This is a genomic window from Tepidimicrobium xylanilyticum, from assembly GCF_900106765.1.
In the GTDB taxonomy this organism is placed as follows: domain Bacteria; phylum Bacillota; class Clostridia; order Tissierellales; family Tepidimicrobiaceae; genus Tepidimicrobium; species Tepidimicrobium xylanilyticum.
The window spans coordinates 46,097-70,564 of sequence record NZ_FNNG01000006.1; the positions used below are offsets into that span (position 1 = coordinate 46,097).

Sequence of the window (24,468 nt, forward strand, 5' to 3'; positions counted from 1 at the left end):
AGCTATTCCCCCTTTTTAATGCCCTCGGAGACTTCTAATATTCCATCTATACTTGCAAGGGAATTAAGTATTTCATATTTTATATTAGAATCTTTTATTCTTGTATCTATGTTTATTCTCACTAATCTATCATCTTTATGTTCAATTTCTATATTAAATATGCTAGAATCATACTCTCCTAAAATCTTTCCTATTTTTCCAATTTGCCCTGGCTTATCTGTTGTCAAAATACTTAACGAAATAAATGGAACAAATCTTCTCTGTAAACCTCTTCCAAACCTATGAAAGGACATAAGGGTAACCATTACTAATAAAGTGGCTATTATTGCACCAATATAAAAACCAGCTCCAACAGCTAAGCCTATAGCAGCCACTACCCATAAACTTGCAGCAGTAGTCAATCCAGTTACAGCCCCAGTATCCCTTCTTAGTATAGTTCCAGCTCCTAAAAAACCAATACCACTTATCACTTGTGCTGCAATCCTATCTGAATAATAGCTAGGAGTATCATGATAATAGGTATTCATGTATATGGACAACAACATAATTAATGTAGAGCCTAAAGAAACTAAAATATGAGTTCTTAAACCGGCAGGCTTTTTTGTACTCTCTCTATCAATGCCTATAAAGCCAGACAATAAAATGGATAACAACATTCTAATTACTACCTGTTTGTTATCTAGCATATTAACACCCTTTACATTGAATTAAAGGTCCTCAATTTCCTTTAACAACTCATCCAATAAAAGCTCTTCTTTTACCTTTCTGTAAACTTTTCCTTTTTTAAATATTAAACCTTCACCTTTTCCTCCTGCAATTCCTATATCAGCTTCTTTAGCTTCTCCTGGCCCATTTACTGCACATCCCATAATGGCAACCTTTAAGGGTTTCTTTATGAACTTAAATCTTTCTTCAGCTTCTTTTACCAGCTCAATAAGGTCTATCCTTGTTCTGCCACAAGTTGGACACGATATTATATCTACCCCTTCTTGCAATAGGCCTAAGGACCGTAGAATCTCACGTCCTACTCTTACTTCTTCGACAGGATAACCAGTTAGTGAAACCCTTATAGTATCCCCAATCCCCATTGAAAGAAGGCTACCCATACCTATAGCTGATTTTATAGTGCCATTCCAAACAGGTCCAGCTTCTGTTACTCCAAGATGCAGAGGATAATCAACCATTTTAGATATTTTTTTATATGCTTCTATGGTAAGAAGAACATTACTTGCCTTTAAAGATATTTTCATCTCGTCATAGCCCATTCTTTCTAATATTCTTACATGTTCAAGGGCACTTTCCACCATAGAATTGGCGTTGACGCCATTGTATTTATTTAAGTATTCTTGCTTTATAGAGCCTGAATTAACCCCTATGCGAATAGGTATCTTTCTTTCTTTGCAAGCACTTATTACCTCTTTTACTTTTATATCAGAGCCTATGTTGCCTGGATTTATCCTTAAACAATCAGCTCCATTTTTAACAGCCTCAATTGCTAATCTATAATCATATTGAATATCTGCAATGAATGGAATATTTATATGTTTTTTAATCTCTCTTATAGCTTTAGCATCATCAGAATCAGTTATAGCAGATCTTATTATATTACAACCTGCTTCCTCCAACTCCTTAATCTGTTTAATAGTTGCATTGATATCTTTTGTGATAGTATTGGTCATAGACTGGACGGTTATTGGACTATCCCCTCCAATGGCAACATCTCCAACCATAATCTTTTTTGTCTTTTTTCTTTCCACATAATCACCTTCTAAGCATATTTATTCTAGTTATATCAGAATAGGTAATAGTTAGCATCAATAAAATCAAGGCTATAAATCCAACAAAATGTATAAAGCCTTCCTTTTCAGGATCAATAGCTTTTCCTCTTATTATTTCAAGGAATAAAATAACTATTCTACTTCCATCTAAAGCTGGTATGGGTAATAGGTTGAAGAATCCTAGGTTCACACTTATTAAACCTGTTAAAAAAAGTAGGTCTGTAATTCCATATTTTGCAGCTTCTCCAATGGTATATATTACTCCTACCGGACCTGACAGGTCCTTAGTGGTTACTTGCCCTTTAAATACCATCTTAATGAAGTCAAACATAAGTGTAAGGGCTGAAATGGTCTTTTGAATACCACCCTTTATAGCAGGAATCAATCCCTTATCAATAACTGGTGTTATACCTATCAAAACCCTATTCTCACTATTTATCTCCGGTCTTAAAACAAAACCTATCCTTTCTCCATTACGCAATACTTCTATAGTCATATCTTCATCTGGGCTAGAGTTACTTATTTCATTTACTATGGATTCCCAGTTTTTTATTTTTGCGTCATTTATGCTGACTATCTTATCTCCAGCTTTGATACCCACTTTTTCTGCTGGAGATCCAGCTAGTGTTTCTGCTACTGTAGTTGTTTGCATACCTACACTAAAAGAAACTAAGGAGAAAACTATTAATGCCAAAACAAAGTTCATCAATGCTCCTGCTCCAACTACTGCAATCCTATATATGGCAGGCATATTATTAAAGCTTCTTGGGTCTTTAGACTTTTCATCTTCTCCTTCCATGCTCACATATCCGCCAATAGGAAGTAACCTAATACTGTATTTTGTTTCATTTTTTTCTCTTTGAAAAATTTTAGGCCCCATACCAATTGAAAACTCATTTACCTTGATACCAACCAATTTTGCAATTATAAAATGACCAAATTCATGAAAAAGTACTACCAGTAGAAATACAAAAATTGCTGCTACTAGCGTTACCATATACATCACCACCTGTTAAACATTATATGAAATAATTAACTATGTAGTATACATATGGTGCAATAAATAATATACTATCAAATCTATCTAGTACACCGCCATGACCAGGCATAATAAAACCAAAATCCTTTATGCCCGTTTTCCTTTTAATTTTTGAAGCAGTTAGATCTCCAATTTGAGCTAAAACAGACCCAATTACAGAAAGCAATATAAATTTCCCCATTGAAGATAAATCAAAATAATTCACAAAAATTATAGTTAAAAAAATTGAACCCAATATTCCTCCTAAGGCCCCTTCTACAGTCTTTTTTGGGCTAATCTTTGGACATAATTTAGTTTTTCCAAATAATAATCCTATTAAATAAGCAAAAGTGTCAGTACCCCATGCAATTATGAAAACAAACCAAAGATAAGAGCTTCCTCTTAAATGTATAATATATTGAAACAAAAAAGGTATATAAATTATGCCAAGAATTGTAATCATAACATCTTTCACATTGGCTTTCTTTCTATAAAGGGAAAAAATTGTCGGTATAATAATCAATAAACTTATAGATTTCAACGTAATCCATTTAATATTTAATGAATTAAAAAGGAAACCAATACAACTTATATACCCTATCTCTTTGATAGGGTTAAAACCATTATTATTCACAGCTGCATAAAACTCTCTTATTCCAATAAGGGATAATATGAATATATAAAAGGATGTATAAAACCCACCTTTATAGAGCATAGATAAGGTTAGCAATACTAATACAGTTCCACTTAAAGTTCTTATTATTAAATTTCTCACCTAAATTCCTCCAAATCTTCTATTTCTTCTCTGATAATCAATTATTGCCATATACAAATGTTCTTCTTTAAAATCGGGCCAAAGTATATCAGAAAACCAGAACTCGGTATAAGCAATTTGATATAACATGAAATTGCTAATTCTAAGTTCACCACTTGGTCTAATCAATAAATCTGGATCAGGAATATCTTTGGTATAAAGGTAATTCTTAAATGAACCTTCATCCACTTCTTCTATATTTATTTTACCCATTCTAATATCTTCTAACAAACTCTTTATACCCCGAATAATTTCATCTCTACCACCATAGTTCAACCCTATATTCAATACCATTTTTGTATTATTTTGGGTAGTATCTATTGCTCTTTTTATTTCCTTCCTAGCAAACTCAGGTATCTTTGATAAATCTCCCATGGTTTGAATTTTAATGTTATTCCTATGGATTCTGTCTAATTCAATCCTTATATATTCAACTAATAATTTCATCAATCCATCTATTTCTTCCTTTGGTCTTTTCCAATTTTCCGTTGAAAATGCATAGAGAGATAGATATTTTATATTTAATTCTGAGGCAACTTGAACTATATCAATTACCCTTTTCATTCCCTCTCTATGGCCTGCTGTCCTAGGTAAAAGTCTTTTTTTAGCCCATCTTCCATTACCATCCATTATAATGGCAATATGACTTGGCAATCTATCCATATCAATTTTTTCTCTAAGCTCTGTAACAGGGTTCCTCTCCATGAAAATTCCTCCTATCATTAAAAACCCCTTCTATTGCAAGAAGGGGAATGCTTAGATTTCTAACAACTCTTCCTCTTTTTTTCTCGTAAGCTCATCGATTTCTTCAATATATTTATCTGTAATCTTTTGGGTCTCATTTTCTGCTAATTTCCGTTCATCTTCACTTAATTCCTTATCTTTTTCCATCTTTTTAATGGCATCATTTGTTTCTCTTCTTATATTTCTTATGGAAACCTTAGCATTTTCTGCACTTTTCCTAACAATCTTTACTAACTCTTTTCTTCTTTCTTCGGTCAGCAATGGAATAGGAAGCCTTATTAGCTTACCATCATTTGATGGGTTTAACCCTAGATCGGATTTGAGTATTTCCTTTTCAATAACCGGTATAAGATTTGCGTCCCATGGTTGAACCACCAACAACCTAGGTTCAGGAGCAGAAATGCTAGCTACTTGTTTTAGAGGTGTTAAAGTTCCATAGTAGTCAATAGATATTTGGTCTAATAATGCAGGATTAGCTCTTCCAGCTCTTAAACTTTTTAGCTCTTCTTTGAAAACTTCAACGGTTTTTTTCATTTTCTGTTCAGATTCCTTATGAATGTCTAAATACATATTACCCCTCCTTTACATGAGTGCCTATTTTTTTACCCAAAACCACATCCACTATGTTATTTGGTTTGTCTATACCAAATACGATAATTGGTATATCATTGTCCATACATAGAGATGTTGCAGTAGAGTCCATAATTCCCAAACCCATATTTAGTATATCTATGTACCTCAATTCATCAAACTTCTTAGCAGAAGCATTAACATATGGGTCAGAATCATAAACGCCATCTACCCCTTTTTTGGCTAATAATATAACATCTGCTTCTATTTCAGCAGCTCTTAAAGCTGCAGTTGTGTCAGTAGAAAAATATGGATTGCCTGAGCCTGCTGCAAAAATAACCACTCTTCCTTTTTCCAAATGTCTTATAGCTCTTCTTCTGATATATGGTTCAGCAATTTGTCTCATTTCAATGGCAGTTTGCACTCTTGTAATGACCCCAATATTTTCTAAAGCATCTTGAAGAGCAAGTGCATTAATAACTGTACCCAACATACCCATATAATCTGATGTGGCTCTATCCATATTCGATGCAGACCTACCCCGCCAGAAATTCCCGCCACCTACTACTATAGCTACTTCTACTCCAAGATTTCTTAACTCCTTAATTTCTGTAGAAATCCTATTGATAGTTTCCATATCTATTCCAAACCCTTTACCACCAGACAGTGCTTCTCCACTTAACTTTAGTACAACTCTTTTGTAAACAGGTTCTACCATATATATCCTCCCAAATTTTATGAATAAAATGATTGCCTATTTAAATGGAGAACAACTAGTGTTCTCCATTTAATTACATTTTTAATTGCTTTGCTACTTCTTCGGCAAAGTTCTCTTCTTTTTTTTCTAATCCTTCTCCAACTTCAAATCGAACAAATCTTCTAATTACTAGGTTTTCACCTATCTTTGCTATTTTTTCATTTAATAAATCTTTAACTTTCATGCTTGGCTCCCTAATGAAGGGCTGTTCTAATAAACATACTTGTTCGAAGAACTTCTCTAGTCTTCCTTCCACTATTTTCTGTGCTATATGTTCTGGTTTTCCTTCATTTAATGCTTGATGCACTAGTATTTCTCTTTCTTTTTCTATTTCTTCTTGAGGAACATCTTCTTTCTTAACATATTTAGGACTTGATGCAGCTACTTGCATAGCCATATCCTTTACAAATTGTTTAAATTCATCAGTTTTTGCAACAAAATCTGTTTCCGAATTAACTTCAATCAAAACACCTATTCTTCCACCATGAATGTAGGCTTCTATTAATCCTTCTGCTGCAATTCTTCCAGATTTTTTAGCAGCTTGTGACAATCCTTTTTCTCTTAATAAAACTATAGCTTTTTCTATATCGCCATTAGTCTCTTCTAAAGCTTTTTTACAATCAAGCATTCCAGCTCCAGTTCTCTCTCTTAGTTCCTTTACTTGTGCAGCACTTATACTCATTCTAACCCTCCTTTATTGTTAAAAATGGTAAGAGCGTAAAGGAATATAACCCTTTAAACCCTTACCCTTTCCTATTCTTCTACATCTATTATTTGTTCTCCCTGTTTGCCCTCTAATACAGCATTAGCCATAGTTTCAGTTAATAATTTAACGGCTCTTATAGCATCGTCGTTTCCAGGAATTACATAGTCTACTTCGTCCGGATCACAATTAGTATCAACTATTGCTACAACTGGTATTCCTAAAATCTTTGCTTCGTTTACAGCAATCTTTTCCTTCCTAGGATCTACAACAAATAAAGCATCAGGAATTCTATCCATATTCTTTATACCACCTAAGAACTTTTCAAGTCTTTCTCTTTCATGTTTCAATTGGATTACTTCTTTCTTAGGCAATATTTCGAATAGCCCTTCTTCCTCCATTTTGCCTAATTCATGCAATCTCTCGATTCTCTTCCTGATGGTTTTATAATTGGTAAGCATTCCTCCAAGCCATCTTTGATTTACGTAATGCATGCCACATCTTTTAGCTTCAGTTTCAATAGCTTCCTGAGCTTGCTTTTTAGTCCCAACAAAAAGAATTTCTCCACCATTGGCAGCTACTTCTTTAACGAAATCATATGCAATCTCAACCATTTTAACCGTTTTTTGAAGGTCGATGATATAAATTCCGTTTCTTTCAGTAAAAATGTACTCTGCCATCTTAGGATTCCATCTTCTAGTTTGATGTCCAAAGTGTACTCCTGCTTCTAGTAGACTTTTCATTGTAATAACTGACATATCTAATTCACCTCCATGTTTTAATCCTCCACTTCCCTCATCTATTTAAAGGACCTATAAGGCACAACTTCAAATATCAGAAAGTGTGTGTAATCACGTTAGTAGTATAACATATACGAAATTATTTATCAATATTTTCAAGTTAATATTTTTATTAAATATCAGACCAAATTTTTAATATCACTTCAATTTCCCTGACACTTTTATTCAATGTCTTAGCTATTTCTTCCTTGGATAAACCTTCCCTATTTAATTGATGAATCTTTTTTCTCAATTCCCTGAAACTAATTTCATTTTTATCAGGGATTTTTACTCCATCATTGGTTCTAGCCATCTTTTCTTCTAGCTGAATATCACATACTTCATTAGATTTTATACGTCCTAATTGTTGATAATCTATAGACTGTAGCTTATCCAATTTAGCTAAGCTTTCTTCAATTAACTCGTCGAAGCTGGTTAAAATATCCTCCATAATACCATGATAATATTTTACATCTCTATGCATTGATACAATGGATTCATAAATCTCTTTTTCACCTTTATCTGTCCTGTTGATAACCATTAATGATGCTAAGATAAATAATATACCTAATATATTCAATGTAATAGCCATCTAATCATCCTCATCTAAATTTTAATATCTACTTTATTGCCCAGTTGACTATTATTATCTGTTCCACTATTATCCCTTTTTTTTCTTTTTCTATTGCTTTCACTAGAATTGTCCCTAGACTGATCTCTTTTATCAACATCAATTCGTAGACCTTCACTTTTATTTGTATTTAATACCCTTTTACTTTTCGTCTCCCTTAACTTTTCCTGTTGTACAATCCCCTGTTCCACTTGAACTCGCAACTTATCGTGTTCAACTTGTCTGATCTTCGACACTTCTTGAGATTTAGTTACTATGTTAACATAATCTACGGACCTAATGGACATGAAAATCACTCCCAATATGGACCAATTCGTATTTCTCCACCTTCATTGTAGAAAGTACACCTTTTAAGCTCATCTCTAACAGTCATAGTGCCATTACCTATAACAATCTTAACTCCTGGATATACAGTATCTGCAACTTTAATTTTTCCTCTCGAAATACTTTCTATTTGTACTCTTATAAACTCATATTCATCTTTCAGTTTATTTAGATCTTCTTCCAATGTCTCTTTAGTCATAATGAGTTTTGAGTACATTTCAGCTTGATCATTATTTAACGATCTAATATTTTTCAACTTATTCATTAACTCCAATGATTTCATTATTTTTCCTAAATTCTCTTCCAATTGCTCAATTTCATTTTTCAATTTTTCGCTTTTATCCTTGAGTTCAGGATCTGTTCCTACTTCCAAAATAGTTTTAGTAGCCATGGAGGATCCAATGGTTTTAGCATGAATATTCTTTCCTGCCCTACAAACTCCTCCAACAATGAGACCTCTTTTACCTATTAATGTAATGTCTTCTTTAGTAAATACTTGGCTATGCATAATGGCCTCTGCTGTAATAGTCATTTTAGAATTTATTATTGCATTTTCAATAAACCTAGTAGTTACTCGACCTGCTGTTTTGATAGTTAACTTGTTAAGTCCCTGTATCCCTCTTTTAACTACTACATCTCCCCCATTTTCCACATAAGCCCCTTCAATTAAACCGTTTATAACAACATCTCCATCAGCTTTAATTTGAAAACCATTATATACATTGCCTTTAACAAAAACCGAACCATTAAAATATATATTCCCTACCGTATTGTCTACATTTTCAACTTCATACACATCTGAAACTACAATTTTCCCACCCTTTATTTCTACATGTCCATCTTTCGTTGCAACAAGGGTAACTCCATTATCCAACAACCTAACATTTTTCCCATATCTTAATACGGGAGATTTTCCTTTTTTATAGGATATTGTTTCACCTGTAACCTTTAATCCATCTTTCCCTTCCTTAGGTGGGACTAATTCAGCCAAAACGTCTCCCTTACTAACATTATTTATTATATTTAATTCTCTATAATTGACGGTACCATCTTCTAATACTTTAGGTGCAATTTTCTTTTCTAAATCAAAAAAATATTTTATGTACCCATCTTTTCCATTAACTGGCTTGAACCCTTCTGCGATTAATATCTTGGTATTATAATACCTTTCATAAAGTGCCCTTTTCAATGTATCTTCATCTAATCCAATTTTTATTACCTTCTTCACTTCTTCAATAATTCCTTCTATTTCTCCATCGCTATATATTCCTTCTGTAAATTCTTCGCTATAATCCTGAGGTTTGCCTACTATCGTAATATAGCCTTCCAGTCCATCTCTAGAAACTTCAATTATAATATTGGGAGAAATCTTATACATGCTCCTGCCTCCTATTTAATTTTCATATATTCCTAATTTCATCAGTTTATTTTTAATATTCAATATGGCTTTACTGTGTATTTGAGAAATTCTTGATTCTGACAGTTCCATAATATGACCTATTTCTTTATAAGTTAATTCCTCGTAATAGTAAAGGGAAATAACCATTTTCTCATTTTCCTGTAACTCATCGATTATCTTACCTAGTATTTCTATTAATTCCTTTTTTTCAAATATGCTTTCTGGGGTATTTGGGTTCTGACTATCCTTTATATATTGCTCTCCCTTATTTATTAGTAAATCTTCTAAAGAAGCCATATTGAAATTAGTTATATCAGCAAGACAAGCTTCCACTTCCTCTAAAGGTATACCTAAATGTTCTGAAAGCTCTTCGTTAGTTGGGTTTCTTCCTAACTTATTTTCAAGATGGAATATTGCATTTTGAATATCCTTTGATTTTTTCCTTAAACTTCTTGGAATCCAGTCAAGTTTTCTTATATTGTCTATGATGGTTCCCTTAATCCTAATCTGAGCATAAGTTTCAAACTTTATATTCTTATTGACATCAAATCGCTCTATGCTGTCAATTAAACCAATAATCCCAAACCCAATTAGGTCCTCATACTCAACCTTACTTCCATAGAAATTATACATTCTACCAGCAACTATTTTTACTAGATCTATGTACGTTTCTATTAGCTGTTGCTTTGTCGCTCTATCCCTGTTCTTAGCATATCTTTTCCATAGTTCATCTTTTTTCATAATAGCTACAACCTCCCTATGGAATCAGATTATTTTAATGCCATGACCAATAGTTTTTATTAGCAAAGAACCATCTTCTGCATTCAATTCCACAGTTCTTCCATAGTTTCCACCAGTATCTTCTGCCAAAATCCTAATCTTTAATTCCTTCAATTTCTCTCTTGTAGCTAATACATTCCTTTCCCCAATTCTTAAAATACTACTATTGTCATTAAAGGAGAACATCTGAGAACCACCAACTATCTTTGCAACTAAATTATCCATATTTGCTCCTTCCTTCAATAGCTTTTCTATAAGCAATTCAATACCTGTGTCAACAAATTTTGACTTATTTTGGTTATTTTTTATTTCTTTACTAGATGGCAACATAACATGTGCCAATCCAGCTATTTTATTGTATTTGTCATATAAAGCTATACCTACGCAAGATCCTAAACCAAGCGTTGTTAAAATTCCAGGAGCCTTTACTACATTGTAATCAGCCATACCTACTTTAATCGCTTTCATTTTACAAAACCCCTAATTTAGAAAGTATTTTATCAAATGAATCTATATCTGGTAATAAGAATAGATTCCCATGAACGGAATTTTCTCCCTCTTTAAATACGGTTTCTATAAAAAGCACTTGGTCAGCTACAAGGCCAAATTGAATAGCTGGAACAGATAAAATTGCTCCTGCCATATCGATGGCTAACGAAGGCACAGAAACGGTTATCTTTAACCCAGTTAAACCGCTTAACGAATTGACGTAGGAAGAAGCTAATATATTGCCTATCTCAGACAAGGCAGATACAGCAATATCATCTAATTCCTTATCCTCCCTATTAAGAAGCATATTAGTTAGATTAATGGCAGATTCCATATCCAATATGAACATAATATTTCCATGTATATCAACATTTAAATCTAAATATATACCTACTACTATATTTTCTTCTCCTCCTAGTATTTCTGCTACATCATTAAATTCCATAATCCTTACTTTAGGAACTGTCATATCAACCCTTTTATCCAACATATTAGCTAAAGCAGTTACTGCATTGCCAGAACCAATATTCCCAATTTCCTTCATGATATCTATCATCATATTGTTTAAATTATCTATATCCATACCTACTTCTCCCTTAATTAAGTAGTAATTTCCCTAAATCCAATAGTATAACCAATCTATCTGGAACTTTACCAATTCCACTGATATAATCTAATAGCTGATTATCTTCCATCTTAGGAGGCTTGTCTATACTTTCTCCATCTATCTCCAGTACCTCTGAAGAAAAGTCCACTATTAACCCCACAACCATATCATCATCATTAACTACTATTATTCTTGAATTCTTATTTATACCATTTTCATCTATCCCTAATTTTCTCCTTAAATTGACAATAGGAATAACCTCTCCTCTTAAATTGATGACACCATTAATATAATCAGGTGCATTTGGTACTCGGGTAATTCTTCCTATTTTTTCTATGGATATGACTTTTTCTATTGGTATTCCATAATATTCCTCTTTTAGTTTAAATACTACATACCTACTGCCTATATTAGAAGACATAACGCCACCTCCTATTCCTAAATCATAGAATTAACATCCAAAATTAATGATACGTTCCCATTTCCTAATATAGTTGCCCCAGAAATATATCTAATATTAGATAAATATTTGCCTAGTGGCTTAATAACAATTTCCTGTTGACCAATTAAATCATCCACCAATAATGCAGCTAATTTTTCTCCCTTCCTTACAACTACCACCAAATATTCTTCATCCGAATTATTGAATTCCAATCCCATTATTTGATGTAATCTAACCATAGGGATGGTTTTCCCTCTGTAAAGGATAATATCCTGTCCTTGAACATTCCTAATGCTGTTTCTAGGCAAATCGATTATTTCCGTAACAGAACTTAATGGTATAGCATATATTTCATCATTTAATTTAATAAGCAATGCTTGTATAATTGCTAAAGTCAATGGTATTCTAATTATAAACTTTGTACCTACATTTTCTTGAGTTTCTACTTCAACTGAGCCATTAATCGATTCGATTTTATTCTTCACTACATCAAGACCTACTCCTCGTCCTGATATATCAGATATCTCATCAGAAGTGCTAAAACCTGGTTGGAATAATAAAGATAATATATCATCTTCAGATAATAACTCTGCTTCTTCAGCAGTAAGAAGATTTTTTTCTACAGCTTTTTTCTTTACTTTAAGGACATCAATTCCTTTTCCGTCATCTATTACTTCAATCACAACACTATTACCATCGGGATAAGCCTTTAAAATTACATTTCCTTCCTTAGGTTTGTTTAACCTTATCCTTTCCTCAGGTGTCTCAATCCCATGGTCAATTGAATTTCGTATAATATGAATTAACGGATCCCCTATTTCATCTATTACAGTTCTGTCTACCTCAGTTTCTTCACCAAACATTTGAAGATTTATTTCCTTATTCAATTCTTTTGATAAATCCCTTACCATACGAGGGAATCTATTAAAAACTCTCTCAATGGGTACCATTCGCACCTTCATTACTGCATCATGTAAACTAGTTGTAATCCTTTCTAGATACTCAATTGCCTCTGTCATGTTTTCCCTGTTGGATATACCGCTTAAATCATCCATCCTAGTTTTAATAATTATTAATTCACTTACTAAATTCATTAAATTATCCAATCTATCTATGTCAACCCTAACTGTTTTTCCAACCTTGCTTTGCCTTTCAAAAACTTTAGATTTTTCTGTATCTATAGAACTATCTTTTAAATTGGAACCAGGAGTGCTTGCTTCTTCTAAATATTCCAATTGTTCCTTAAATGCCTGCTCCAAATGGTTGATGGTAATGTTTTCTATTTCTGATATTTTTTCCAAGCTTTCTTTTATCTTTTCTTCGCTTGCCTCAGAAATAACGATTAAACTAAAGCTTAAGTCAAATTTTTCATCTTCAATTTCCTCAATAGCGGGATTAGAGTATATTATTTCTCCCATTGATTCTAAAGTATTAATTATAATAAAAGCTCTAGCAGATTTTAACATACAACTAGGACTCAATTCTATTTCTATGTTATAGGCACTTAATCCCTTTTCCTTAGCTGCACTTATTATATTTGTAACGTATTCATTAATATGAATTTCTTGTTTCCTGTCATTGGGTAGATTATCACCCTCAATCCCATTCTTATCTAAAACATTTCTTAGCTTTCCAATAAGAAAGCTATAATTTTCCTCTTCTTCTTTGCCAGTTTTAGCTATATGATTTACCGAATTATCCAAGACATCAAAACACTCAAAAATAATATCTATAACTTCCTCTGACAATACTGTTTGCTTATTTCTAATACCATCCAAAACATTTTCCATCTCATGGGTTAAGTTGGCCATGTTGATAAATCCCATAGTACCTGCCATACCCTTTAGAGTATGGGCTATTCTAAAAATTTCATTTACTAATGACTCATTATTTCTGTCCTTCTCTAAGGCTAATAGTGCATCATTCATATTTTGCAAATGTTCCTTTCCCTCTTCAACGAATAAATTAATATATTGATTTATGTCGAAATCCATCATAACACCTCCACTTTCCTAGTTATCTCATAAGCTATTTCATCTAATGGTACAACTTTATCTACATGATTAGTATTAATAGCAGATTTAGGCATTCCAAATATTACAGAGGTCTTCTCATCTTGTGCAATAGTAAAACCATTAGATTGCTTTATAGACACAATACCTTTTGAACCATCCGACCCCATTCCTGTCAAGATTACACCAATCTTTCTTATACTATCTAAACGGGCTACTGAATCCATTAACACATCTACTGAAGGTCTTAAACCTTTAATAGGACTGTCCTTGTTTAATCTAATAACATACTCACTGCCCCTTTTCACTACTTCCATATGAAAATCCCCAGGTGCTATATAACAATGACCCCTCTTTAATACTTCACCTTCTTCTCCTTCTTTTATATTGATACTTGAAATTTCATTCAATCTCTGAGCAAGGGATTTTGTAAATTTGGGAGGCATATGTTGTACTACAACTATTGATCCATTGATATTCTTAGGTATTAATGGCAAAACTTGTTGTAAAGCTTTAGGACCCCCAGTTGAACTCCCTATGGCTATTATATAATCAAAACCATCTTTAGATGTTTTCCCTGTTAAAGCAGCCCTTTCAGGAATACTTTTAGGTTCTTTTATAACGGGTTTAACATGAACATTGCATTGAGCCGAAATCTTAATTTTATCGATAATCTGAGTTTTTATAGTTTCATTATTTAAGCTAAATATATTTTTAGGCTTAGGTATAAAATCAATTGCACCCTTGTCTAACGCTTCTAACGTTAGTGTTGCACCTTCTTGTGTTAGATCGCTAACCATAATGACCGGTATATCATATTTATCCACTATTCTTTCCAGCGTAACAATGCCATCCATAATGGGCATGACTACATCAAGGGTTACTAAATCGGGCTTTAAAATGGGGATTTTTTCTAAAGCTTCTTTTCCATTTTTGGCTACTCCTACTACTTCTATATCTTTATCGCTATTCAATATATCAGTTAATATTTTCCTAGCAAACAAAGAATCGTCTACTATTAATACCTTAACCACTTATATCAATCCTTTTTTCTTTAATTCTCTTTCTTTTTGAAAAATAAACCTTATAATTCTGTCCCTATCTTTTTCCTTTAAACCAATAAACTTAATGCCTAATCCGTATTTATAATAAAAAACATCAACTTCCTCAATTCTTACAACTTCACCCTTTATAACAATTTTGTGGTTATTGATATAAAAACTACAAACTACTCTATCCCCAATTCTGTGATGAAAATTAGAATAAAGCTTTAGCCCTCCACCGCTAATATTTTTCGTCCTACAATTTTCAGTAATTACTTCTTTTTTGCCATCTATTTCGATAGCAAAATCTTTTTCAACCGGCAAATCTAAATCAAATCGATAATAATTCCTTAGTTGTACTCGTTTAATATCTGAAACCTTTTTCAATTTAATTTTATAAATCCTTTTATCACACCTTTCCAATACTTTGGCTTTAAAGTAATATTTTCCTTTATTCTCTACCATATAGCTAACCTCAATTATTTCACCCTTATGTAGTAAAACTACACCTCTTTTATACATCGGTCCACTTACTACAAAAATGTCGTCATCTAAAATATCTAATATTTGGCTAGGATAAGTCTTTTTAGTCTTCGATGAACCTCTGCCAATATTAATCTTATGGCCAATCATTAGTTCATCCTTCTCATTGTACATGCTATAAACCGCCTCTCCTAACAAGTAATTTTTTTAATCTACCAGTAAAACTATTATCCTTAATATCATTATTGGATTCAACAAATTTCAAAGCCATAACATTAATTTTTTTTGATATGGACGACTTAGGATTGGATAATAAAAAAGGTATCTGTTTTTTTACAGCGTTGTCTACTGCAGTGTTTCTTTCCAAATATCCTAAAAAATTAAGTTTGATTTTTAAAAAATTATCGGCAACCAAGTTCAATCTATTAAATGTGGAAATAGCCTCTTTTTTGTTGTTTACAATATTAGCAACTACATTTATCCTACCATTATAACCATTGTTTACCAAAGTCTTAATCATAGTATATGCATCCATTACAGCAGTTGGATCTGGAGTAGTTATAATTATAACTTCATCTGCTGCCATTACAAAATTGGTCACTACTCCCGATATGCCTGCACCTGTATCTATTATAATAAAATCTGTTGATGATTCTAAGCCTTCTAATTCCTTTATTAATCTGTTAATATTATTTTCATCCATAACGGATAATCCTTCCAAACCAGATCCACCAGAAATCAATTTAATTCCTTCAGGACCTGTGGCAATTATTTCATTAATACTTTTTTCCCCTATTATAAAGTCAAATATTGTAAATTTTACATTAGTACCACTCAATATTTCCACATTTGCTAATCCTAAATCTGCATCTAAGACTAATACTTTATGGCCTAATCGTTTAATGGATATGGCTAAGTTGAGTGCAAAATTGGTTTTACCAACGCCCCCCTTACCACTTGTTACTGCTAATACCTTGGCTTTATTGCTAATACTTTTATTCAGTTCATCCTTGTTTTTCATTATTTGCCTTAATCTTTCTGCTTGGTCTTTCATTTAAATCTCCCCAATTAGGCTATTCGCTATCTTTTCTCTGTTTAATATCTCAATATCATCAGGTACATTTTGACCTGTTGTAATATAAGAAAGTGGCTTATTGGTCAACAATTTTGCATTTAATATATTTCCAAAATTCTCACATTCGTCAACCTTAGTAAAAATTATTTTATAGTCTGGAATAAAACTATATTGCTCAATTATAGATTTCAATACACCATATTCTGTAGTACAGCTTAATACCAGAAAAATCTCTTTATTCTTGATTGAATTTATCAATTTAAAAATAATATCATCATCTTTTATTTCCTTATGATTTCTTCCAGCTGTATCAACGAGTAAAACATCCTTATCCCTAAAGTTTACTAAAGATTTATACATATCCTCTTCGCTATATATTACCTTTAAAGGTAATTGTAAAATATCTGAATATACTTTTAACTGTTCCACGGCTGCTACTCTATAAGTATCAGTTGTAATTAATCCTATGTTATATTTTCCTTCCATTACTAATTTAGCTGCAATTTTTGCTAATGTAGTCGTTTTTCCTACCCCTGTAGGTCCCAAGAAGAATATAAATTTCTGATTTAAATCATCCATATTCAAAGGTTCAATTAAACCAATATATTCCATTAAAGTTTCTTTTAAGATACTCTTGATTGTGTTATCGCTCTTATCATTAATATTAATCTGCTTGTTCAATCTCTCTAGAATTGTAGTAGCAATTTTATAATCTACCCCATTTTCAATTAGCTTAGTTTTAAAGTTATCCAGCTCTTTAGGAAGAGCTGGTGGCTTAATATTTGCTTCAGAAGTAATCTGCAACACCATATTTTTCAATAGATATAATTCGCTATTAATTTTTTTAAGTTTTTCATCAAATAATTCGCTGTTTAAATCTTTCTTTTCATAGGCGGCAGTTATCTCCACCATTGGTTTTTTTAAAAAGCCAAAAAGGCCTTTTTGCTTTATGGTTCTAGTACTTAAAATAACAGCCTCAGAACCAAGATCCTTTTTCAACTTACTCATAGCTTCGTGGGTGGTATATCCAACATACCTTTTTATTTTCATTATAAGTTCACCATCCCAACGGATTGAACTTCTACTGAAGGTTCAATTTCATTATATGATAAAACAATTAAATCTCGAGTCATCTGTTCTGTTAATCGTTTAAAATATAATCTCACTATCGGAGCAGTTAAAATTATAGGTTGTTGTCCAACAGAGGTAAGCCTTTGTACTGCTTTTAATGTATTGTTTAGTATTCTTTGAGCTATATTTGGCTCCAAAGTTAAATAGGAGCCGGTTTCTGTTTTATTTATGGACTTCATAATTATATCTTCGACTTCACTATCTAAGGTTATTACATTTAAAGTGCTATTTTCAACATATTTATTAGTTATATACCCAGATAACCTCTGTCTAACATATTCAGTTAATAAATCTACATCTCTTGTTACATTTCCATAATCAGCTAAGGTTTCTAAGATTGTCACCATATCCCTTATACTTATCTGTTCTTTCAATAGGTTAGATAGTACTTTTTGAACTTCTCCTAATGAAAGTACTTTAGGCACAATTTCTTCCACTACAGCAGGATATTCTTCCCTAACATTATCAATTAGCATTTTTACATCCTGCCTACCAATTAATTCAAAAGCTCTTTCTTTTATAACTTCTGTCAGATGAGTAGCAATCACTGAAGGAGGATCAACAACAGTATATCCGAAAATTTCCGCTTTTTCTCGTTCACTTTCACTTATCCATTTAGCTGGTAATCCAAAGGCAGGTTCAACAGTTTCAATTCCCTCTATTTCCCCTTCAGCTGTACCAGGGTCCATTGCCAAATAATGATCAAAATAAACTTCTCCTTTAGATACCTGAACCCCTTTTATCTTTATGATGTATTCATTTGGATTAAGTTGAATATTATCTCTCAACCGAACTATAGGAACTATTAATCCTAATTCCATAGCTATTTGCCTTCTAATCATTACAATCCTGTCTAATAGGTCTCCTCCTTGATTTACATCTGCTAATGGAATCAATCCATAACCTAATTCAAGTTCAATATCATCTACTTTCAAAAGCTCTAACACATTTTCTGGTTTTCTTAACTCTTCTGCTTCTGAAATTTCTTCTACTGGCTCCTCATTTTCCTCTTTAGCGCCTTTATTCATTACATATCCCATAGAAATGAAGATAGATCCCAGTAATAAATAAGTAAAGAATGGTAATGTAGTGGTAATCCCTAGAAATATTAATACCCCACCAACAACAAATAAAATTTTTGAATTGTTTTTAAACAACTGGTCAATTAAATCTTGTCCTAAGTTCGATTCAGAAGCTGCTCTTGTTACAACTAATCCTGTAGCTGTAGAAACTAACAAGGCGGGAATTTGACTAACTAATCCATCTCCAACAGTTAATAATATATAGGTTTGTAATGCCTCATTCAATTTCATTCCTGAAAGAATACCTGTTAGCAATCCTCCAATTACATTAATTATAGTTATTAATATCCCTGCTATTGCATCCCCTTTAACGAACTTTGTAGCACCATCCATAGCTCCATAAAAATCTGCATATCTTTGTATATCTCTTCTCCTTTTTCGAGCTTCTTGTTCCGTAATTAGACCAGAATTCAAATCAGCATCAATAGCCATTTGCTTACCTGGCATAGCATCCAAAGTAAACCTTGCTGATACTTCAGCTACCCTTTCAGCACCTTTAGTTATTACAATAAATTGGATAACAACTATTATAAGAAATATTACAAAACCAACAACTAAATTATTCTGTACCACAAATTTACCGAAAGTCTCAACAACAGCACCTGCATTCGCTTCAGTTAAAATGCTTCGTGTGGTAGAAATATTTAAAGCCAGTCTAAAAATTGTAGCAATTAAAAGCAAAGATGGGAAAATAGAAATTTCTAGCACGTCTTTTGTATACATTGATATCAACAGAATTAGTAATGACAAAGCAATATTAATTGTTAATAATACACTTAATAAACCACTTGGTATTGGTATAATAATTATTAAGACAATTCCAATAATACCCAAAGCGACTACAATATCACCAAATTTCATCGTCTTTCCTCCTAAACTCATCCTTTAAACTATATACATATGCCAGCACTTCTGCTACCGCTTCGTACAATTCTTCTGGTATCAAATCGCCAATTTCAACTGTTTCATATAAAGCTCGAGCTAGAGGCTTATTTTCAACTATCGGAATAGAATGTTCTTCCCCAACCTTCTTAATATTTTCAGCCACTACATCCATTCCTTTAGCTAAAACATAAGGAGCCTCATAAAGATTCCTATCGTATTCGATAGCAACAGCTATATGAGTAGGGTTAGTAATAATTACATCGGCCTTTGGTACATCTTGCATCATCCTTGACATCGCAATTTTTCTTTGTTTCTCTCTAATTTTAGACTTGATTAATGGATCTCCCTCTGTTTGTTTAAATTCTTCTTTAACTTCTTGCTTTGTCATCATCAAATTCTTTTCATATTCTCTCCATTGAAAAAAATAGTCCGCTATCGATATAATTACCAAGGCTCCCACTATTCTTATGGAAAAACCAAATAATAAACTAGAAAAATTGCTTAGAAATGAAAGAAGTTCAAATTTAGGTAAATTGATTATTTTCAACATATTCTTATTAATATAAGAATATGCTATATATCCAATTAAGACTATCTTCAATATGGATTTTACTAATTCAACTAAAGATCTTTTAGAAAAAAGTCTTTTTAAACCTTCTGCAGGATTAAGCCTGTTTAAATTGATTTTCAACGGTTTAGTAGTAAACAAAAAACCTATTTGCAGATAATTAATCACTAGCCCAGCAATAAAGGATATGAATGTAATAGGACCAACCAATATTGCAAAAGCAGAAATAACTTTAACAAAATTTATCATTAAATTATTCTCATAAAATATTTGGTCTACATTTTCTATCCCTTCGTAAATATCCTTTATAAATTTAAGCATATAACTTAAGAAATACTTTCCAAAAATCTTTATTCCTAAAAAGGAAATCAAAAGTATAAAGGTAGCAGTTACCTCTCTACTCTGTAAAACTTGTCCTTCTTCTCTTGCTTCCCTACGCTTTTTAGGAGTTGCTTTTTCAGTTTTTTCTCCATTTGCAAATAGCTGTAAATCCAAGGTGTAATTCATAATATCAACCTTTATTAAAATAAGTTTAGAAAATTATATATTTCCTTAATTGCGCTATCAAAAATAGTTGGTGAAATAGAATAAAATATAGACAAAGATAACCCTATTACTACCAATCCAATTAAAATTTTTAAAGGTAGACCTACTACAAAAACATTCATCTGAGGTATAGTTCTAGCCAAAATACCTAATAGTACATCTATTAACAGAATTGTAACAACTATTGGCAAACTCAATTTAAAACCTATGTTAAAAACTTTTGACAATATGTCGATTAAAAAAAATCCATCTTCTGCAATAGGAGAAAACTCTCCAATGGGGATGAATTTATAACTATCAACCAAACTATTAATAATAGAATGGTGACCATTAATTGACATAAATAACAAAAAGGATAGTATGTAGTAAAAATTCCCCATTAAAGGTACTTGCACCCTGTGCTGAGGGTCTATAACATGCACCATACCAAATCCAATCTTCATATCAACAAGCTGGCCCATTATATAAAAAGTTGAAAAAAAACTATAGCTTATAAAGCCTATAATCATTCCGACAACCAATTCCTTAAATATTAATAGAATATAGCCATTTTCTACAATGCTAGAATCAAAGTCTAAGCTTAAAGCTAATAGTACAGATAAAATAAAAGCAAAACCCACTCTTAATGTATTTGGGGTATTTTGTGTGCTAAAAAACGGAGATACAATGAAAATCCCTGAGGTTCTAACAAAAACTAATAGGAAAATTTCAAATTGATTTAGTAATAAGTTAAAAACTTCATCCATATTAAACACCTAGCTATTGTATATATAGATTTATATTACTAATCAAATTTGTTGTAAATTGAGTAATTACTTTCATTACCCATGGACCAAATATTATAATCGATATAAGTACGGCTACTATTTTGGGCACAAATGCCAAAGTAGCTTCCTGTATCTGAGTTACAGCTTGAAAAATGCTTACGAGCAATCCTACTGTTAAACTAAAAATCAACATTGGAGCAGACATCATTAAAGCTGTCCTTATAGCATCCTGAGCTAATTTCAGCACATCCCCTTGATTCACTTTATCACCCCTATCTAAAACCAAGCACTAACGACCTCACTATTAAGTTCCAACCATCAACTAGAACAAATAATAGTATTTTAAAAGGCAATGAAATAATTACCGGCGGCAACATCATCATACCCATAGACATTAAAGTACTGGATACGACCATATCTATTACAAGGAATGGTATGTATATAACAAATCCTATTTGGAATGCAGTCTTTAATTCACTTATTATAAAAGCTGGTATTAAAACATGATTTGGGACATCCTTAATATCATTAACATTCTCCATATTCCTTATGTTTAAAAATAATCCTAGATCCTTATCTCTAGTCTGCCTAAACATAAATTCCCTAATAGGTTCCATAGCTCTTTCCAAAGCAATTTCTTGATTAATTTCTTCTCTTAAATAAGGCTGGATTGCCTCTTCATTAATCTGGGCTCCTATAGGGGCCATGATAAAAAATGTTAAAAATAGAGCAAGCCCAATTATAACTTGATTTGGAGGTGTTTGCTGGAGTCCCAATGCATTCCTTATGAAAGATAACACTATTATTAACCTAGTAAAACTAGTCATCATAATTAAAATAGATGGGGCTAGTGTAAGCACTGTTAACAGGAACAATATTTGTAAAGAGAATACATAATCTCCTGATTGGCTACCTACTAGCCTTTCCATTATTGATATATCTGGTTCTGCATAGGAAACTCCGCCCATTATAATTATTATAGCTATAATTAAAGTTATTCTAATCGTCCTTTTCATTGCAACCTTCTTCCTCATCTATATCTTTGCTTAATCCACTCAGCTTCTTTAATATACCCCACTGTATTCGATCAAAAAACTTATCGCTTCTAAAATAGATATCAGTATATGCTTCTAAATGTTCTTCAAAACTTATATCCTTTTGAAATTGGTCTTCAGCAATTTTATCTATCAACTGTATATTATTGCTTGTTATAGCCAGAATGTATATAAAATTATTAATTTGAACTATCACAATTTTTAAATTAACACCTACATTTAAGCTATCAATTATTTTAATATATTTGCTATTAATAAATTTCTTTGTACTTTTTGCAAGGAACCTTGTCCCATAAACAGCAACAATTATTACAAATACGACTATGAATATATAGAAAGCTAGTCTAAATAAAGCTTTACCAAGACTCTCATCCTCCATAGCTAAGGGATAATTATTCGAAGTTAATAATGGACTTATTAAAACAGCATTTAGTAAAAACGCATATTTATTCATATTACCTCAAAGCCTTCTTTACAGCTTCTACTACCCTCTCATGCTGGAAGGGTTTAACTATAAAATCCTTCGCTCCAGCTTGTATTGCCTCAATAACCATGGCCTGCTGCCCCATTGCTGAACACATGATTATTTTTGCATTTGGGTTAATATTTATTATTTCCTTTACAGCTTGAATTCCATCCATCTCTGGCATAGTGATATCCATAATTACCAGTTCTGGATTCAGTTCTTTGTACTTTTCAACGGCAATTGCACCATTCTCAGCTTCTCCAACTACCTCAAATCCATTTTTTGTAAGAATGTCTTTAATCATCATTCTCATAAACGATGCATCATCAACTATTAATATACCCTTCGCCATATCAATTCCCCCTTTAATATTAACAATATTAATGTCCATATCTATTCTGTATATCAGTGATCCTTACACCAAAATTATCGTCTATAACTACAACTTCACCTTTTGCAATAAACTTCCCATTTGCATATATCTCCAACGGCTCTCCAACCAATTTATCCAATTCTATGACGGTACCTGGTCCATATTCCAATATTTCGCTAATTTTCTTGATAGCTTTACCTAATTCAACCGTTAATTCAACAGGAATATCGCCTATTAAATCTATAGATTCATTATAGCTGACATCATCACTGCCGTCAAAAGTCTCAAACTCTGGTTTTTTAATTATCACGTGCTCTTCATCTTTATTTTCGCTCATTTTGTCAATTCTTGCAGTTTTTTGTTTTATTCCGTTTGAAGTAGCCATATCCATTTTTTTCGAAGAAATTTCTTCTACTAATTTAGTTTCCTCCCTTCTATCTATGCTATCTATAACCTCTCTTTGAGGAGTACCCATAAGGTTTTCTACCATTCCTTGTCCAAATTCAAGAGGTATTAATTGCATGATCTCACTATCAATTAGATCCTTTACAACCATTCTAAAAGATACTTTTATAATCGGATCAGAAGTTTTTAATACGTCTAACTTTTTTCTTCCTTCGCTAAAAGTAATTTCATAAGATTTTGGAGGTTCAATATCTATCTTCTTTGAAAAGATTTCCGACAAAGAAGTTGCAGAAGAACCCATCATTTGATTCATAACTTCAGAAATTGCACTTAAATCCATCTCCGTTAACTCTCTACTTGTATCAATTTCTTCCTTTCCCATCATAATATCAGTAATTATCTTTACATCATCAACATGTATAATTAATATATTAGAACCTTCAAACCCCTCTTTATATTTTACATCTACAGCAACAAAAGGAATGGGATATTCGTTAGATAACTCCCCTGCTGTGGTCACTTCCACCTTTGGAGTTGTAATAGTGACTTTTCTATTAAGCAAAGTAGATAACGTAGTGGCAGCAGTACCCATGCTGATATTCCCAATTTCCCCAATTGCATCCCTTTCAATGTCTGTAATGACTCCATCATCTTCAAAGTTTTCATCCAGATTACCCTCTAAGTTACTATCACCTTTTAAAAGTAGATCTATCTCTTCTTGGGAAAGTATGTCCTTATCCAT

General features: G+C 32.3%; 29 protein-coding genes. All 29 read right to left on the reverse strand.

Annotated features, from left to right (window positions below; all coding sequences use genetic code 11):
* Positions 1 to 2 precede the first annotated feature (2 nt).
* Positions 3 to 686, reverse strand: a complete 684-nt coding sequence (locus tag BLV68_RS07725) for an MgtC/SapB family protein (RefSeq protein ID WP_093752527.1) — start codon at positions 684 to 686, stop codon at positions 3 to 5.
* A 21-nt stretch (positions 687 to 707) separates the two neighbouring features.
* On the reverse strand, positions 708 to 1,757 hold the full coding sequence (ispG, locus tag BLV68_RS07730; RefSeq protein ID WP_093752529.1) for a flavodoxin-dependent (E)-4-hydroxy-3-methylbut-2-enyl-diphosphate synthase: 1,050 nt from the start codon (positions 1,755 to 1,757) through the stop codon (positions 708 to 710).
* Positions 1,758 to 1,761: 4 nt separating this feature from the next.
* Positions 1,762 to 2,775 carry an RIP metalloprotease RseP gene (rseP, locus tag BLV68_RS07735; protein ID WP_093752531.1) on the reverse strand — a complete coding sequence of 338 codons (1,014 nt, stop codon included), beginning with the start codon at positions 2,773 to 2,775 and terminating at the stop codon, positions 1,762 to 1,764.
* Between the two features lie 22 nt (positions 2,776 to 2,797).
* On the reverse strand, positions 2,798 to 3,571 hold the full coding sequence (locus BLV68_RS07740) for a phosphatidate cytidylyltransferase (RefSeq protein WP_093752533.1): 774 nt from the start codon (positions 3,569 to 3,571) through the stop codon (positions 2,798 to 2,800).
* Positions 3,572 to 4,315: an isoprenyl transferase gene (locus BLV68_RS07745; RefSeq protein ID WP_093752535.1), complete on the reverse strand. Its 744-nt coding sequence runs from the start codon at positions 4,313 to 4,315 to the stop codon at positions 3,572 to 3,574. It abuts the gene before it with no gap.
* Positions 4,316 to 4,366: 51 nt separating this feature from the next.
* Positions 4,367 to 4,924 carry a ribosome recycling factor gene (gene frr / locus BLV68_RS07750; protein ID WP_093752537.1) on the reverse strand — a complete coding sequence of 186 codons (558 nt, stop codon included), beginning with the start codon at positions 4,922 to 4,924 and terminating at the stop codon, positions 4,367 to 4,369.
* Between the two features lies 1 nt (position 4,925).
* Positions 4,926 to 5,642, reverse strand: a complete 717-nt coding sequence (pyrH, locus tag BLV68_RS07755) for a UMP kinase (protein ID WP_093752539.1) — start codon at positions 5,640 to 5,642, stop codon at positions 4,926 to 4,928.
* A gap of 73 nt (positions 5,643 to 5,715) precedes the next feature.
* Positions 5,716 to 6,363, reverse strand: a complete 648-nt coding sequence (gene tsf, locus BLV68_RS07760; RefSeq protein WP_093752541.1) for a translation elongation factor Ts — start codon at positions 6,361 to 6,363, stop codon at positions 5,716 to 5,718.
* Between the two features lie 71 nt (positions 6,364 to 6,434).
* Positions 6,435 to 7,142: a 30S ribosomal protein S2 gene (gene rpsB / locus BLV68_RS07765; protein WP_093752543.1), complete on the reverse strand. Its 708-nt coding sequence runs from the start codon at positions 7,140 to 7,142 to the stop codon at positions 6,435 to 6,437.
* 154 nt (positions 7,143 to 7,296) lie between these two features.
* The gene (locus BLV68_RS07770; protein ID WP_093752545.1) at positions 7,297 to 7,755 is read right to left on the reverse strand and encodes a hypothetical protein; all 459 of its coding nucleotides are present in this window, start codon (positions 7,753 to 7,755) and stop codon (positions 7,297 to 7,299) included.
* 14 nt (positions 7,756 to 7,769) lie between these two features.
* Positions 7,770 to 8,081 carry a hypothetical protein gene (locus BLV68_RS07775; protein WP_093752547.1) on the reverse strand — a complete coding sequence of 104 codons (312 nt, stop codon included), beginning with the start codon at positions 8,079 to 8,081 and terminating at the stop codon, positions 7,770 to 7,772.
* Between the two features lie 5 nt (positions 8,082 to 8,086).
* Entirely contained in the window at positions 8,087 to 9,496 is a 1,410-nt protein-coding gene (locus BLV68_RS07780) for a DUF342 domain-containing protein (RefSeq protein WP_093752549.1), read from the reverse strand.
* 15 nt (positions 9,497 to 9,511) lie between these two features.
* Positions 9,512 to 10,258 (reverse strand): sigma-70 family RNA polymerase sigma factor, encoded by a 747-nt coding sequence (locus BLV68_RS07785; RefSeq protein ID WP_093752551.1) that lies wholly within the window; start codon positions 10,256 to 10,258, stop codon positions 9,512 to 9,514.
* Positions 10,259 to 10,282: 24 nt separating this feature from the next.
* The gene (locus tag BLV68_RS07790; RefSeq protein ID WP_093752553.1) at positions 10,283 to 10,765 is read right to left on the reverse strand and encodes a chemotaxis protein CheD; all 483 of its coding nucleotides are present in this window, start codon (positions 10,763 to 10,765) and stop codon (positions 10,283 to 10,285) included.
* A 1-nt stretch (position 10,766) separates the two neighbouring features.
* Positions 10,767 to 11,369, reverse strand: coding sequence for a chemotaxis protein CheC (locus BLV68_RS07795; protein ID WP_093752555.1), 603 nt, complete (start codon positions 11,367 to 11,369; stop codon positions 10,767 to 10,769).
* Between the two features lie 13 nt (positions 11,370 to 11,382).
* The gene (locus BLV68_RS07800) at positions 11,383 to 11,814 is read right to left on the reverse strand and encodes a chemotaxis protein CheW (RefSeq protein WP_093752557.1); all 432 of its coding nucleotides are present in this window, start codon (positions 11,812 to 11,814) and stop codon (positions 11,383 to 11,385) included.
* A 17-nt stretch (positions 11,815 to 11,831) separates the two neighbouring features.
* The gene (locus BLV68_RS07805) at positions 11,832 to 13,829 is read right to left on the reverse strand and encodes a chemotaxis protein CheA (RefSeq protein ID WP_093752559.1); all 1,998 of its coding nucleotides are present in this window, start codon (positions 13,827 to 13,829) and stop codon (positions 11,832 to 11,834) included.
* Entirely contained in the window at positions 13,829 to 14,881 is a 1,053-nt protein-coding gene (locus tag BLV68_RS07810) for a protein-glutamate methylesterase/protein-glutamine glutaminase (protein WP_093752561.1), read from the reverse strand. The genes BLV68_RS07805 and BLV68_RS07810 overlap by 1 nt, the downstream gene beginning before the upstream one ends.
* Positions 14,882 to 15,547: a flagellar brake protein gene (locus BLV68_RS07815; RefSeq protein WP_093752563.1), complete on the reverse strand. Its 666-nt coding sequence runs from the start codon at positions 15,545 to 15,547 to the stop codon at positions 14,882 to 14,884.
* Position 15,548: 1 nt separating this feature from the next.
* Positions 15,549 to 16,427 carry a MinD/ParA family protein gene (locus BLV68_RS07820; RefSeq protein WP_093752565.1) on the reverse strand — a complete coding sequence of 293 codons (879 nt, stop codon included), beginning with the start codon at positions 16,425 to 16,427 and terminating at the stop codon, positions 15,549 to 15,551.
* Positions 16,428 to 17,498 carry a flagellar biosynthesis protein FlhF gene (locus tag BLV68_RS07825; RefSeq protein ID WP_093752567.1) on the reverse strand — a complete coding sequence of 357 codons (1,071 nt, stop codon included), beginning with the start codon at positions 17,496 to 17,498 and terminating at the stop codon, positions 16,428 to 16,430. It abuts the gene before it with no gap.
* Positions 17,498 to 19,522: a flagellar biosynthesis protein FlhA gene (gene flhA, locus BLV68_RS07830; RefSeq protein ID WP_093752569.1), complete on the reverse strand. Its 2,025-nt coding sequence runs from the start codon at positions 19,520 to 19,522 to the stop codon at positions 17,498 to 17,500. The genes BLV68_RS07825 and flhA overlap by 1 nt, the downstream gene beginning before the upstream one ends.
* Complete coding sequence (gene flhB / locus BLV68_RS07835; protein ID WP_093752571.1) at positions 19,509 to 20,621, reverse strand: flagellar biosynthesis protein FlhB; 1,113 nt, start codon at positions 20,619 to 20,621, stop codon at positions 19,509 to 19,511. The genes flhA and flhB overlap by 14 nt, the downstream gene beginning before the upstream one ends.
* A gap of 14 nt (positions 20,622 to 20,635) precedes the next feature.
* On the reverse strand, positions 20,636 to 21,406 hold the full coding sequence (gene fliR / locus BLV68_RS07840; protein ID WP_093752573.1) for a flagellar biosynthetic protein FliR: 771 nt from the start codon (positions 21,404 to 21,406) through the stop codon (positions 20,636 to 20,638).
* A gap of 13 nt (positions 21,407 to 21,419) precedes the next feature.
* Complete coding sequence (gene fliQ / locus BLV68_RS07845) at positions 21,420 to 21,689, reverse strand: flagellar biosynthesis protein FliQ (RefSeq protein WP_093752791.1); 270 nt, start codon at positions 21,687 to 21,689, stop codon at positions 21,420 to 21,422.
* 10 nt (positions 21,690 to 21,699) lie between these two features.
* Entirely contained in the window at positions 21,700 to 22,443 is a 744-nt protein-coding gene (gene fliP, locus BLV68_RS07850) for a flagellar type III secretion system pore protein FliP (RefSeq protein ID WP_093752575.1), read from the reverse strand.
* A complete protein-coding gene (locus BLV68_RS07855) occupies positions 22,427 to 22,936 on the reverse strand; it encodes a flagellar biosynthetic protein FliO (RefSeq protein ID WP_093752577.1) in 510 nt (169 codons plus the stop codon). Before BLV68_RS07855 ends, fliP begins: the two co-directional genes overlap by 17 nt.
* Position 22,937: 1 nt before the next feature.
* Positions 22,938 to 23,300, reverse strand: a complete 363-nt coding sequence (locus BLV68_RS07860; protein ID WP_093752579.1) for a response regulator — start codon at positions 23,298 to 23,300, stop codon at positions 22,938 to 22,940.
* Between the two features lie 28 nt (positions 23,301 to 23,328).
* Positions 23,329 to 24,468, reverse strand: coding sequence for a flagellar motor switch phosphatase FliY (gene fliY, locus BLV68_RS07865; protein WP_093752581.1), 1,140 nt, complete (start codon positions 24,466 to 24,468; stop codon positions 23,329 to 23,331).

Bases quoted from the DNA above. Each gene is read 5' to 3' on its own strand.
- fliY (WP_093752581.1), bottom strand. From the start codon at position 24,468: ATGGATAAGGACATACTTTCCCAAGAAGAGATAGATCTACTTTTAAAA.
- BLV68_RS07820 (WP_093752565.1), bottom strand. From the start codon at position 16,427: ATGAAAGACCAAGCAGAAAGATTAAGGCAAATAATGAAAAACAAGGAT.
- rpsB (WP_093752543.1), bottom strand. From the start codon at position 7,142: ATGTCAGTTATTACAATGAAAAGTCTACTAGAAGCAGGAGTACACTTT.
- BLV68_RS07815 (WP_093752563.1), bottom strand. From the start codon at position 15,547: ATGTACAATGAGAAGGATGAACTAATGATTGGCCATAAGATTAATATT.
- flhA (WP_093752569.1), bottom strand. From the start codon at position 19,522: ATGAAATTTGGTGATATTGTAGTCGCTTTGGGTATTATTGGAATTGTC.
- BLV68_RS07825 (WP_093752567.1), bottom strand. From the start codon at position 17,498: ATGAAAATAAAAAGGTATGTTGGATATACCACCCACGAAGCTATGAGT.
- BLV68_RS07775 (WP_093752547.1), bottom strand. From the start codon at position 8,081: ATGTCCATTAGGTCCGTAGATTATGTTAACATAGTAACTAAATCTCAA.
- rseP (WP_093752531.1), bottom strand. From the start codon at position 2,775: ATGGTAACGCTAGTAGCAGCAATTTTTGTATTTCTACTGGTAGTACTT.
- BLV68_RS07785 (WP_093752551.1), bottom strand. From the start codon at position 10,258: ATGAAAAAAGATGAACTATGGAAAAGATATGCTAAGAACAGGGATAGA.
- BLV68_RS07770 (WP_093752545.1), bottom strand. From the start codon at position 7,755: ATGGCTATTACATTGAATATATTAGGTATATTATTTATCTTAGCATCA.
- flhB (WP_093752571.1), bottom strand. From the start codon at position 20,621: ATGAATTACACCTTGGATTTACAGCTATTTGCAAATGGAGAAAAAACT.
- BLV68_RS07860 (WP_093752579.1), bottom strand. From the start codon at position 23,300: ATGGCGAAGGGTATATTAATAGTTGATGATGCATCGTTTATGAGAATG.
- BLV68_RS07855 (WP_093752577.1), bottom strand. From the start codon at position 22,936: ATGAATAAATATGCGTTTTTACTAAATGCTGTTTTAATAAGTCCATTA.
- frr (WP_093752537.1), bottom strand. From the start codon at position 4,924: ATGTATTTAGACATTCATAAGGAATCTGAACAGAAAATGAAAAAAACC.
- pyrH (WP_093752539.1), bottom strand. From the start codon at position 5,642: ATGGTAGAACCTGTTTACAAAAGAGTTGTACTAAAGTTAAGTGGAGAA.
- BLV68_RS07780 (WP_093752549.1), bottom strand. From the start codon at position 9,496: ATGTATAAGATTTCTCCCAATATTATAATTGAAGTTTCTAGAGATGGA.
- BLV68_RS07725 (WP_093752527.1), bottom strand. From the start codon at position 686: ATGCTAGATAACAAACAGGTAGTAATTAGAATGTTGTTATCCATTTTA.
- fliP (WP_093752575.1), bottom strand. From the start codon at position 22,443: ATGAAAAGGACGATTAGAATAACTTTAATTATAGCTATAATAATTATA.
- BLV68_RS07745 (WP_093752535.1), bottom strand. From the start codon at position 4,315: ATGGAGAGGAACCCTGTTACAGAGCTTAGAGAAAAAATTGATATGGAT.
- tsf (WP_093752541.1), bottom strand. From the start codon at position 6,363: ATGAGTATAAGTGCTGCACAAGTAAAGGAACTAAGAGAGAGAACTGGA.
- BLV68_RS07795 (WP_093752555.1), bottom strand. From the start codon at position 11,369: ATGGATATAGATAATTTAAACAATATGATGATAGATATCATGAAGGAA.
- fliR (WP_093752573.1), bottom strand. From the start codon at position 21,406: ATGGATGAAGTTTTTAACTTATTACTAAATCAATTTGAAATTTTCCTA.
- BLV68_RS07790 (WP_093752553.1), bottom strand. From the start codon at position 10,765: ATGAAAGCGATTAAAGTAGGTATGGCTGATTACAATGTAGTAAAGGCT.
- BLV68_RS07800 (WP_093752557.1), bottom strand. From the start codon at position 11,814: ATGTCTTCTAATATAGGCAGTAGGTATGTAGTATTTAAACTAAAAGAG.
- BLV68_RS07805 (WP_093752559.1), bottom strand. From the start codon at position 13,829: ATGGATTTCGACATAAATCAATATATTAATTTATTCGTTGAAGAGGGA.